At 54.2% G+C, this 12,885-nt stretch carries 2 protein-coding genes; one reads left to right on the forward strand and one right to left on the reverse strand.

All coding sequences use genetic code 11. The features are described from left to right. Nucleotides 1–3 precede the first annotated feature (3 nt). Entirely contained in the window at nt 4–11,904 is an 11,901-nt protein-coding gene (locus tag NF683_RS11650; protein WP_253920065.1) for an amino acid adenylation domain-containing protein, read from the forward strand. A 92-nt stretch (nt 11,905–11,996) separates the two neighbouring features. On the opposite strand, the gene NF683_RS11655 is transcribed toward NF683_RS11650, so the two are convergent. Next, entirely contained in the window at nt 11,997–12,869 is an 873-nt protein-coding gene (locus NF683_RS11655; RefSeq protein WP_089038951.1) for an ABC transporter substrate-binding protein, read from the reverse strand. Nucleotides 12,870–12,885: the final 16 nt, after the last annotated feature.

Consider the following 12,885-nt stretch of genomic DNA (forward strand, 5'->3'; position numbering starts at 1 on the left):
AACATGGAATTGGACGAAAGAAAGATTGCTCAACGTTTTGCAGAACTAAAGCTCGATGCGCAGCGAAGTTTTCTGAATAAGCTGAGAAGTAGTGGCATCGATTTTCGTGAGCTTCCTATCGTGCAGGCTACCCGAGCTGAGCAATTTCCGTTGTCATATTCGCAGCGTAGCTTATGGCTGACATGGCAGCTTGATCCGGCAAGCCCGGCTTATAACATGCCCGGTGTGTTTCATTTGCAAGGCCCACTGGATGTTGCTGCATTCGAGTCGAGTGTGAATGACCTTGTGATGCGTCATGAAGTACTCCGCACAATATATCCTCAGAGCGAGGATGGAGAGCCTCTGCAGGAGGTTCTCAGTGGCTGGCGGGTTCCGGTATTACACGATGATTTGCAGCACCACGACGAGTTAGGGCAGGAAAAAGAGCTACAGCGCCTTATCGGCGAGTTCTCTCAGCGCCCGTTTGCGCTTGATGTTGAACCGCCATTCCGCATGGCAATTTACCAGTTGAATACTAACCATTATGCGGTTGCCATTGTATTGCACCATATCGCTTGTGACGGTTGGTCGGTTCAGTTGCTCATCGGTGAGTTGTTCGAGCTTTACGAAGCCCGAATCCAACAACGCAATGCTGCACTACCTTCGTTACCCATCCAGTTTGGTGATTATGCGATGTGGCAGCGAAGTTGGTTCGAGGCTGGCGAAAAGGAGCAGCAGCTAGACCACTGGCGCCAGCGTCTGGGGGACTCGCACACGCCGATGGATCTTCCTTTTGATCGCCCAAGAGGCTCCCAGGAAACATCGAAAGTCAGCCAATGTCATGCTCAATTATCTCGTGAAGTGAGCCACGGCATTCACCAGTTAGCCCGTGAGCATGGCGCTTCACTGTATATGGTGATGCTGTCACTTTTAAAGCTGACGCTACATCGCTTCAGTGGACAGAGCGATATACGGATAGGCTCTCCAAGTGTGAATCGCAACAGAGCTGAAACACATGGTTTGATTGGTTATCTGCTCAATGTTCAAGTGCTGAAAACTTTATTAGATCCTACCAAAGGGTTTGCCAGTTTATTAGGCGCCGTTAAAGAAACCGTGCTTGATGCACAGGACTACCAGGATATTCCTTTCGATACTCTGGTAGAAGCGTTACAACCTGAGCGCCAGCCTGGTGTACATCCGCTATTCCAGGTCAAGTGCACCCAGCAGAAAGAGCTGGAAAGAGAAAAGAGCGTAGGTGATTTAAAGGTACATCTTGAAGAACTCAGCGGTGGTGATGCTCACTTCGATCTAAGCTTTGATTTTACCGATTCCTCCGATGGTATTCGCTGTGTCTTTGCCTATGCGATGGCACTGTTTGACGAACAGACAATCAAGCGACTCGCCGGAGCACTGCAAAGCCTAGCTGAGCAGGTTCTTAAAGAGCCTAATACACCGTTGGCATCGCTCGAAATCCCAGCCCCGACTTCGGCGCTTGCAGGCAAGTCAACCACATTTTCTTGCGGCAGCGTCACAAAGCTCTGGGATCAAGCCGTCGAAGAACATTCCCAACAACTTGCGATGCAAGATGAGCCGGATCATGGCATCACTTATGCCAGCCTGAATGCTCGAGCCCAGCGTCTGGCACAAGCACTAATCGCAGAAGGCGTAGGCCCCGAGGTGCGTGTTGCCATTCACGCCGATCGTTCATGCGAGTACGTGCTGGGTATCCTCGCCGTACTCAAAGCGGGCGGGGCGTTTGTGCCGCTTGATCCACAACTGCCAGCGGAGCGCTTGGCCTATCAACTGGCTGACAGTGGCGCTCGTTTAATGTTGAGCAGTACGGCGTGCGACTGGAGCGGTGACGTTCAGGTAATGGCGCTGGCGTTTGCTAATGATATGCCGGCTGCAACTGAGCACGAACTACCCGTCATCCATCCTCAGCAGACCGCCTATGTGATCTATACCTCTGGCTCTACGGGCAAGCCCAAGGGGGTGGCGGTAAGTCACGGTGCTCTGGCCAATTACGTGCAGGGTGTTCTGGAGGCGCTGGCGCTACCAAAAGGTGCCCGCAACATGGCGATGGTGTCGACGGTGGCGGCAGATCTGGGCCATACCGTGCTGTTTGGTGCCTTGTGCACCGGGCGTACCTTGCATCTTATTTCCCCCGAGTGCGCCTTCGACCCGGATGCCTTTGCGGCTTATATGCGCGAACAGCAGGTGGATGTGCTCAAAATTGTGCCTAGCCACCTGCGGGCGCTGCTGAGTGCGGCAACTCCGGCTGACGTGCTTCCGTACGAGCGCCTGATTCTGGGCGGCGAAGCGACCGACTGGGCGCTACTGGAACGTCTCACCGAACTCAAGCCAACCTGCCAGGTGCTTAATCACTACGGTCCTACGGAAACCACGGTAGGTATTCTCACCCAGCAAGCCGATATGGCCGATCAAGCTGCCAGCGGCGTGCCGATCGGCGCGCCGCTGGCCAATGCTCAGGCCTATGTACTCGATCCCTGGCTTAATCCGGTGCCGCAAGGCGTTGCTGGGGAGCTCTACTTGGGTGGCCCCGGGCTGGCTCACGGCTATCTACAGCGTCAGGGGCAAACGGCGGAACGTTTCGTCGCCAGCCCCTTCCATGCAGGCGAACGGCTCTATCGCAGCGGTGACCGGGTGCGCCAACTGGCCGATGGTAGCCTGGAGTTCCTTGGCCGTGCGGATGATCAGGTCAAGATTCGCGGTTATCGGGTGGAACCGAGCGAGATTGCTGCCCTGTTGCGCGATCAGCCTGATATTGCAGAAGCTGAAGTAATTGCACGGGAAAACGAAGAAGGCCGCGCACAACTGTACGCCTATGTGGTGATAGCCGCCGGGAGCGGCGTCGATGACGCCGCATTACTCGCGCGGCTTGGCGAGCGCGTGCCGGACTATATGGTACCCAGCGCCATGGTGCGGTTGGATGCCTTACCGCTAACCGCCAATGGCAAGCTGGATCGCAAGGCGCTGCCCGAGCCGGTGCAAACCGGTAGTGGCAAAGCCTTTGAAGCTCCCCAGGGAGAAGCAGAGGAGGCGTTGGCAGCAGTCTGGGCCGACGTAATCGGCTGCGACCAGGTGGGACGTAATGACAACTTCTTCGAGCTGGGTGGCGACTCCATTCTCAGCCTGCAGATCGTCGCGCGCTCGCGCAAGCGTGGCTACAAGGTAACACCCAAGCAGTTGATGGAAGGGCAGACTATTGCCGCCGTAGCGGCGATGGCCACTCCCTTGGCGGCTACCAACCCTAAACAAGTGGCTGTACCAGATAAGGTCGCCCCCTTCGCACTGCTGCCGGTACAGCGCTGGTTCTTCGAGCAGAACTTCGCCGAGCCACATCACTGGAATCAGTCGTTGATGCTGGAAGCGGCCAGTGATGTAGATGCCGCGCTGCTACGGCGTGCCATTGAGGCAGTGGTAGATCACCATGGTGCCTTGCGGCTGCGCTATGAGCGCGTTGGCGATAGCTGGCAACAAGTCTATGGCAAGCTGGCTGGTGATCTCTTCGAGCACCTCGACCTGAGCGATCATGCAGATCTGGCGCAGGCTATCATCCAGGCCGCCGGCACTGCGCAACACAGCCTAAGCCTGGAGCGGCCGTTCCGTGCCATCTGGATGGAACTGGGAGGCGAGTATGGTGGGCGATTGCTGCTAGTAGCTCACCACCTAGTGGTAGACGGCGTCTCGTGGCGCGTGATTCTCGACGACCTGCAAACGGCCTACACGCAGTTAAGTGCAGCAAAGGCGCTCGATCTGCCACCAGCCACCACCTCGCTTGATGAATGGGCGCGCGCCCTGGCCGACTACGCCACATCGGAGGCGTTGGCTGAGCAACGCCCCTATTGGGAAGGTCTTGTCAAAGAGCCGGAGCCTAGCCTACCGGCACAGAATCTCCTGGGCAGCAACACCGTTGCCGATACCGCATCACTTGCCGGCAGCTTGTCTACTGAGGCAACCATACAACTGCTGGGGCCAGTGCATAAAGCCTACCGCACCCAGGTGGATGATCTGCTCCTCACTGCACTATCGAGCGCCCTGTGCCAATGGGCGGAGCGAGACAGTGTACTAATCGAACTGGAAGGCCATGGCCGCGAAGACCTGTTCGACGGTATCGATCTCAGTCGCAGCGTGGGCTGGTTCACCTCGCTCTACCCGGTTCGCCTGACGCCAGGTAATGCGGAACCGGGCTCGAGCCTAAAAGCCATCAAGGAGCAGCTTCGCCAAGTGCCCGACAAGGGGCTTGGCTACGGCGTGTTGCGCTATTTGAAAGAGGAACCCGCGCTGGTCGGCGGTGCCTACCCCCAGGTCACCTTCAATTATCTAGGCCAGTTTGACCGCTCCCTGCAGGGCGATGCGGCCTGGCGGCTAGCCAAAGAGAGCACAGGGCAGCCACGCGCGCCGCAAAGTGAACGCCGTACCTGGATTGAGGTGGTGGCCTGGGTTCAGAAGGGCCAACTGCGCTTTGACTGGAATTACAGTCGTGAGATTCACAGCGAGGCAGCGATGCATGCCTTGCAAGCAAGCTTCCAAGCGCAACTAGAGGCACTTCTTGAACACTGTGATAGCGGAGTTCGTGGCGCTACGCCATCGGACTTCCCGCTGGCGGGGCTGAGTCAAGGGCAACTGGACGATTTGAGGTTGGATGTCGCCAATGTTGAGGACATCTACCCGTTGGCGCCGATGCAGCAAGGGCTGCTATTGCATACCCTGCTCAATCCGGGCGCGGGTATGTACATGATGCAGGATCGCTATCGGTTTGCTTCGCCGATTGATGTCAATGCTTTCGAGAAAGCATGGCAGCGAGTCGTCGAACGGTATGAGGTGCTACGTACAGGGTTTGTTTGGCGCACCGAAGAGATGCAGTTGCAAGTGGTATATCGGCAAGCCCCTTCACCAGTGGAATATATCGATTGGCACGGCATTGATGAGGATGAGGCCGATCGTCGCTTGTCGGAGTTATTGCGTCAGGAACTTGATGATGGCTTCGATCTGGAACGGCCACCACTGCTAAAGATACGCCTTATTCAACTGGCGGAGAACCTGTTCTACGTCGTACAGAGTTTCCACCATATCCTGATGGATGCCTGGTGTCGTTCCCTGCTGCTCAGCGATTTTTTCCACTACTACGATGCCTATCGTCTCGGGACGAGTCACGAGTTGACGCAACCAAGGCCATATCGTGATTTTATTGCTTGGTTGCAGCAGCAGAATGCCAATGTGCTACGCAACTATTGGCAACATGAGCTTGAAGGTTTCGATGAGGTAACGCCGATTCCTTATCTTAAACCGCACGGTTCGCTCAACAGCGTTGCCACGGTGGCTGATGTATTCTCCTCGCTCTCCCACGATGAGAGTGCAGGACTACAGAGCGTTGCCCGACAGCATCAATTGACTATCAATACGATCGTACAAGGGGCATGGGCACTGCTGTTAGGGCGGCTTTCTCAGGTGGATGACATCCTATTCGGCGTGACAGTAGCTGGGCGTCCGCTAGAACTGGAGGGCATACAGGAGACGATGGGGCTGTTTATCAACACGATTCCTCTACGTGTGTCAGCGCCTTCGCCGCAAACATCTGTCCTTGATTGGCTGCATGGACTATTGGCGAAAAACCTGGAGATGCGTCAATACGAGCATCTGCCGTTAGTCGAAATTCAATCGTTGGGAGAGCGGTCACAAGCACGCAGCCTATTCGATAGCCTCTTTGTATTCGAAAATGCGCCGATAGATGCCAGCATAATGGAGAAAATCCATGATCTTCATGTGTCTATCAAGGGCAACCGTACCCACACCAATTACCCCTTGACCGTAGTGGTGGTGCCTGGCGAGCAGCTGATGCTGCAGCTCTCCTACGACGCCCGAAAGTTTGACGGCTCTGAGGTCGAGAGACTGCTCTCGGGCTTCCGTCAAATCCTCTGGCAAATTATTGACAGACCTGACGCTACCTATCATGAATTGGAAATATTGCCGGTAGATGAGATAGAGGTGCAGCGGGCACAGTGCAGTGGGCAGTCGGTTGCTTACCCCTTTGAGCGAGGCTATATCGGCTTGTTCCGTGAGCAAGTACGACAGCATCCACACCAAGTGGCCGTTCGCCACCAGGGAGAGTCGCTCACTTATGATCGGCTAGAAGGCACCTCTAATCGCATTGCCCAGGCGCTGCGGCAAGCAGGGGTGAAGAAGGATGATGTCGTAGCCCTGCATGCCGAGCGTGGCTTGGCGTTACCGAGCATGATTCTGGGCACGTTTAAGGCTGGCGGTGCGTATCTAGCACTGGATACCCGGCTTCCTGATCAGCGTATCGTCGATATGCTGGCGTCCAGCCAGGCATCAGTTCTGGTTGTCACCGCTGGGCAGACACAGCGTCTCGAAGCTGTGCTTGCATCCATGCCCAACCCGCCGCAGATGTTTGTGTTTGAGGAACTAGCCGTGGCGGAAGGGCTAGAGGGTGATATCACCGTACCGGTGCACCCTGATCAGGCTGCCTATGTCATCTATACCTCTGGTTCCACCGGCGAACCCAAGGGTGTCGTCGTTAGCCATCGTGGCATGCTCAATAACCAGTTGAGTAAGGTTCCCTACCTGGATCTGTCGGCCAGCGATGTCATCGCCCAGACTGCAGCGCTGAGTTTCGATATCTCCGTCTGGCAAACGCTGGCGGGGCTGTTGTGTGGTGCTTGCATCGAGATCGTGCCTGATGAGATTGCACGCGATCCCAGTGCGTTGCTCCCTTATGTGCGCGACAACGGCGTCACGGTACTGCAAAGCGTACCTGCAGTGATCCAGGGAATGTTGAATACTGCCTCAGTCGACCTGCCAGCACTGCGCTGGCTGCTGCCCACGGGCGAAGCCTCCACGTCTGAGCTAGTCCGCCAATGGTTCGCACGCTACCCGGCGATCCCATTGGTCAATGCCTATGGCCCTGCAGAATGTGCTGATGATGTATCCCTGCACTTACTGCGTAGCGACGATGACGAGCACGTAGCCGTGGTGCCAATCGGTAAACCGGCCGACAACACCCAGTTAATCGTCCTCGACAATCAACTGAACCCACTACCAATAGGGGTGAGTGGCGAACTATATGTCGCCGGTGTCGGTGTTGGGCGGGGTTACCTGAATCAGCCGAAGCTGACGGCCGAGCGCTTCGTGCCCAACCCGTTTGCCGATGTGCCTGGGGAGCGGCTCTACCGGACAGGCGATCTGGCCCGCTATCGCACCGATGGGGCGCTTGAATACATCGGGCGCACCGATCAACAGGTCAAAATACGGGGCCAGCGCATTGAGTTGGGAGAGATAACGTCTCGGTTGGTGGAGTTCGATGTAATACGAGAAGCGGTAGTGGTGGCCCAGGAAGGGCCAGGAGGAGCTAGGTTAGTGGCTTATGCCGTCGCCCAGCCACATGAGTCGATTGATGCGACCGAGCTACGCGAACGCCTGGGGCAAGTATTGCCCGACTATATGGTGCCAAGTGTGGTGGTGATGCTCGATGCCTTGCCACTAACGCCCAACGGCAAGGTGGATCGCAAGGCATTGCCCGAGCCTGACTTCGCTAGTAGCTCGCAATACGAGCCGCCCCAAGGTGAGATTGAAGAGACACTAGCAGCGATTTGGAGTGAGGTGCTGGGTGTCGAGCTGGTAGGGCGCTACGACAACTTCTTCGAGTTAGGGGGGCATTCGCTGCTGGCACTGAGTGTGCTTGAGCGTATGCGGGTTCGAGGCCTGGAGTCTCAAGTGCGGACGTTGTTCCAGTCGCCAGAACTAGCGGCCTTTGCCAAGGCGCTGTCCCTAAAATCTGATAGGAAAAAACTGGTTGTACCGCCCAACAGGATTCCAGAGCATTGTCGGTCGATCCAGCCGGAGATGCTGACGCTGATCGATTTGGATATAGATGAAATCAGTCGCATAGAAGATGCAGTGTCAGGCGGGGCGATCAATATCCAGGATATCTACCCTCTGGCACCATTGCAGGAGGGCATCCTTTTCCATCACCGATTACAGCAAGAGGGTGACACTTATGTACTCCCTTGCCTGCTGGGTTTTGATAGTAAGGAACGACTTGAGCAGTTCGTTGCCGGTTTCAATCAACTTATTGCCCGTCACGATATTTTGCGCACTGCAGTACTCTGGGAAGGGCTTCATGAACCAGTGCAAGTAGTGTATCGGTACGCCTCCCTAGAGGTGGAATGGCTGGAAATGGAAGAAACCAGTGTTTCGTGCAGCGTTTCTGAGCGACTAAATGCTCATGTTGATCCTGAACATTATCGCATCGATGTACGCCAGGCGCCGATGGTGCGAGTTATTGCGGCACAAGATGCTGAGCAAGGACGATGGCTACTGCAACTGCCCAGCCACCACTTGGTGCTGGATCACACCACACTTGATCTGCTAGTGGACGAGATTGCCCTAATCCAGCAAGGACGAGAAGGTGAGTTACCCAAACCGCCGCCATTCCGAAACTTCGTAGCACAGGCAAGGTTGGGAGTGAGTCAGACAGAGCATGAAGCCTTCTTTAGAGAAAAATTGGGCGATGTTGAGGAGCCTACTGCTCCATTCGGATTACTGGATGTACGTGGCGATGGCAGTGGTATTGAGGAGATTCGCTTACCACTGACAGCAGAACTGGCCCAACAAGTTCGACAGCAGGCACAGCGACATGGTGTCAGTACCGCTACCCTATTTCACCTAGCCTGGGCGCAAGTGCTGAGTAAAACGACCGGGCGGGACGACGTGGTGTTCGGCACCCTACTATTTGGCCGTATGCAAGGTAGTGAAGGCGCCGAAAGAGCACTTGGGATGTTCATTAACACGTTACCTATTCGTATTAGACTAGGTACTAACAGCGTGGGCGACTGTTTACGCCAGACCCATAGTGAGTTGGCCGAATTGTTGAACCATGAGCATGCTAGTCTCGGACTAGCACAGCGATGCAGCGGAGTAGGTGGAGGATCACCACTGTTCTCAACCTTATTGAACTATCGTTATAGTACTCTGGAGAGGGAGAATGCAACTAGCCGGGCGTGGGAAGGGATGAAAGCCCTGGGCAATCGAGGTCGTACTAACTACCCAATTGTGATGTCAGTAGACGACCTTGGGGAGGGGTTTCAACTAGTGGGGCAGGTTAGCCGCAAACTCGGGGCTCAGCGGTTGTGTGATTATATGTGTGCGGCACTGGTCGGCATTGTAAATAGTCTTCAAAAGGCGCCTCAGCAATCATTAAGTGACATAAGCCTGCTAGGAAAAGACGAACGGCAATTGTTGAGCGAGTGGGGCGAGAACTCACTCCAGCATCCCAGTGGTCAGCCAGTCCACCAAATGATTGAATGCCAAGCCATGAAGACGCCAGAGGCAATGGCATTGATCTTCTCAGAGCACCGTCTCAGCTACGGCGAGCTTAATATTCGTGCCAACCGTTTAGCGCACTATTTGATTGGCTTGGGTGTGCGCCCTGAAACCCGGGTAGGTATTGCCGCAGAGCGTTCCATTGAGATGGTGGTGGGGCTTCTGGCTATTCTTAAGGCGGGAGGCGCCTATGTGCCGCTAGACTCTGAGTATCCCATGGAGCGGTTGGCCTTTATCGTCGAAGATAGTGGCATTGAGCTGCTGCTGACTCAGCATCACTTGCGCGAGTCATTGCCAGTAGCTGATAGCCTAAGCGTTGTTGAGTTGGATCGTCTGGATGTGGCACATCACGCCTCTATCAATCCAAAGGTGGCGATCCATGGGGAGCATCTTGCTTATGTGATCTATACCTCAGGCTCCACCGGGCGGCCTAAAGGTGCCGCTATCCGCCATGATGCCTTGACCAATTGCATGGCCTGGATGCAGGAGACCTACCAGCTCACCGATGCGGATGCCGTACTGCACAAGGCGCCGTTCGGCTTTGACGTTTCAGTCTGGGAGATTTTCTGGCCGCTAAGTGTCGGGGCACGTTTGGTGATCGCCCAACCGGGCGACCATCGGGATCCAGAGCGCATCATCGAGCTGATCCAGCGGCACGGCGTCACCACGCTCAATTTTGTGCCCTCAATGTTAAAGGCCTTCCTGACCTATCCCGATGTTAAGACCAGGACGCGGCTCAAGCATATTATGTGTGGTGGCGAGGCCGTTCCAGCCACGCTACAGAAGGATGTGGCTGAGTGTCTGGGTGGTGCCAACCTTCACGATCTCTATGGCCCTACCGAAACTACCATTCATGTCACTCACTGGTGGTGTCGTGGTGACACTCAACGTCAAATACCCATTGGACGTCCCATCAGTGGCACCCGCACCTATGTATTAGATGATGAGCTCACTCTCGTCCCACAGGGTGTAGCGGGTGAGTTATACCTGGGCGGGGTAAGTCTGGCCCGTGGATATCTCAATCGAAGTGATTTAACGGCGGAGCGCTTTGTTGCCGACCCATTTGCTGCAGGCGAACGCCTTTACCGCACCGGCGATCTGGTTCGCTGGCGGGAGGATGGCCAGCTCGAGTACCTGGGCCGCCTTGATCACCAAGTGAAAATCCGCGGCCTGCGTATTGAGCTAGGAGAAATTGAAGCTGAACTGTTATCTCAGCCAGAGGTTCGTGAGACGGTTGTGGTCGCCCAAGAGGGCCCAAATGGTTCGAGACTAGTGGCATACGTAGTTCCCCAAGTCGGCATTGAACTCGACACCACCATACTACGCGAGCGTTTGGGTCAACGATTGCCTGACTATATGGTGCCAGGAGTCGTGATCATGCTCGATTCACTGCCGCTAAATGCCAACGGCAAAGTGGAGCGCAAGGCACTACCTGAACCTAATGTTGAGGAAGGCCGCAAGTATGTCGCTCCCTCGACGCGGGCAGCCCGAAAGCTCGCCGAGATATGGCAAGAAGTGCTTGGCATTAAACGGATCGGCGAGACCGACAACTTCTTCGAGCTGGGTGGAGACTCTCTGTTGAGCCTACAAGTGATGAGCCGAGTACAAGTTTTAGAGGAACCACAGCTTAACTTTAAGCTATTTGACCTAATGCAGAAACCGACCATTGCTGATCTGCTGGGAGTGAGGAAAAACACTGAGGCGCTGCCCAAAGGGACTATCATGTTAAATGGCGAGTGTGCTAATCAGCCACCGCTGTTCTGCATCCATGCCGTAATGGGAACAGTTTTTGATTATCAGCCGTTAGCCCGGCGCTTGCACGGAGTATGCACGGTTTACGGTCTGCCAAGCCGAATGTTGACCGATCCACAGCATCGAGATTCCTCACTTGAAGCAATGGCTGATGATTATGTGGAGACAATACGTCGCATACAGCCTGTGGGCCCCTATCGGCTATTAGGATGGTCTCTTGGCGGGGCATTGGCTGCGATGATCGCGGCTCGACTTGAAGGGCTCGGGCAAGATGTGAGTCAACTGGCTTTGATAGATCCCTATATACCGGGCGGTGGTCTGCATAGTGAGGATAGCTGGCAGCGAGATCTTGTTAGTTTCTCATCGGTCATACTGCCAGGTGCTTCGCTTGAAGCATTCGAAAGTAATGAAGAGGACACGAAAGAGCCGAGTGAGGAAGAAATTGCCATTAAGTTGGAGAGATCAATAGCATCATCCGATATACATGGCCGCGAGGGTTATGCTGCACTGGGTAGTGAAGCACTTGCTCGGATATTTTGTGTGGCGCGTTATCTGAAATTGCTTTCACAGCAGCTTGATACCTTGCCAGCGTTAAACTGTGAAGTGGACTGTTGGTGGGAAGCGGGAAGAGCTTGGGAAGAACAGCAGGCGCTGGCGAATCAGTTGAATAGCGTCCCGAAAACCTCAATTGAGACTCTCAATGATCATTTCTCAATCATTACTGATAGTGCCTTGCTCTCTCAGCTGGAGAAGCGGTTAGGAGTTAGTGCTGGGCAACACTCGTACGAAGTGGAGAAAAACCTATTTTGAATAATATAATTTTTTGAGTTTATAACTCTTAAGGTGGTTTCAGTAGCGCGCTAGGAACGCTTAGCGCGCTAGGAACGCTTAGCGCGCTTTGATTAAGTTTGGGTATCTGCTTGTAGTGCTTCTTGGAGAGATTCAGCAAAGCGGAGCATGGAAGGAAAGCCTCCCCATGGCCAATAGTTTCTTTCCATACTTACCGACGTATCATCTAGCCAATGCTGCCATAGCCCTGACTTTGGTAATGTTGAACCAGATATGTCTTGAGAATAAGCTGGCTGGAGAACAACGATTTGACCTGTTAGTGCAAATGCTTCACGAACTGAAAGAGTACTGAACCCCCAGTTATTAGTAGGCCCCTGCCAAGCATTTTCAAATCCAAGCCGTGTCAAAGCTGCATCTTCCAGGCTCCCTGGCCCATAGACACGCACATGCTGGTTGTCTCGGATTTCGATAATCAGTAGAGTTTCTGCAGGCCTCCCAATCTGTGCCGCAATCGCTGACATTCTGGCTTCAACAGAGTCAATGAATGCTTCGGCCTGCTGTTGCCCGCCATTCAGCTCCCCCACCTCCCTGGTCAATTGTTCAAGGCTTAGCCAAACATCCAGGCCTTGCATAAATGGCCGGATTTTTACTACATGAGCAATACGGGAAAGTTTGTCTTCTAAGTTCAGATGGGCTGGTGGTGCTATCACTATGTCATCAGGTTTCAGTGATGCAAGATACTCAAGGTTGGGTTGAAACCTAAGTCCGAGATCAAAGGTATCAGGAAGTAAATGTTCTTTGTATAATTGCCTGTATTGTGCTAGGCCTGCTAAAGCAATGGGTGGTTGGTGTAAGGCACTAAGCGTATCTGCCACCGCATAATCAAAAGTAACATCACGCTGCTGATCATCAGCGTTAGCCGCAGATAATAAAATTAATATAAGCAATATTGGTAACATAAGATTTTTATAGGCTGATGATGTCATGTCGTCTTTGTATACC

The organism is Halomonas sp. MS1, from assembly GCF_024182575.1.
Taxonomy (GTDB): Bacteria; Pseudomonadota; Gammaproteobacteria; order Pseudomonadales; family Halomonadaceae; genus Vreelandella.

Bases quoted from the DNA above. Each gene is read 5' to 3' on its own strand.
- NF683_RS11650 (WP_253920065.1), top strand. From the start codon at position 4: ATGGAATTGGACGAAAGAAAGATTGCTCAACGTTTTGCAGAACTAAAG.
- NF683_RS11655 (WP_089038951.1), bottom strand. From the start codon at position 12,869: ATGACATCATCAGCCTATAAAAATCTTATGTTACCAATATTGCTTATA.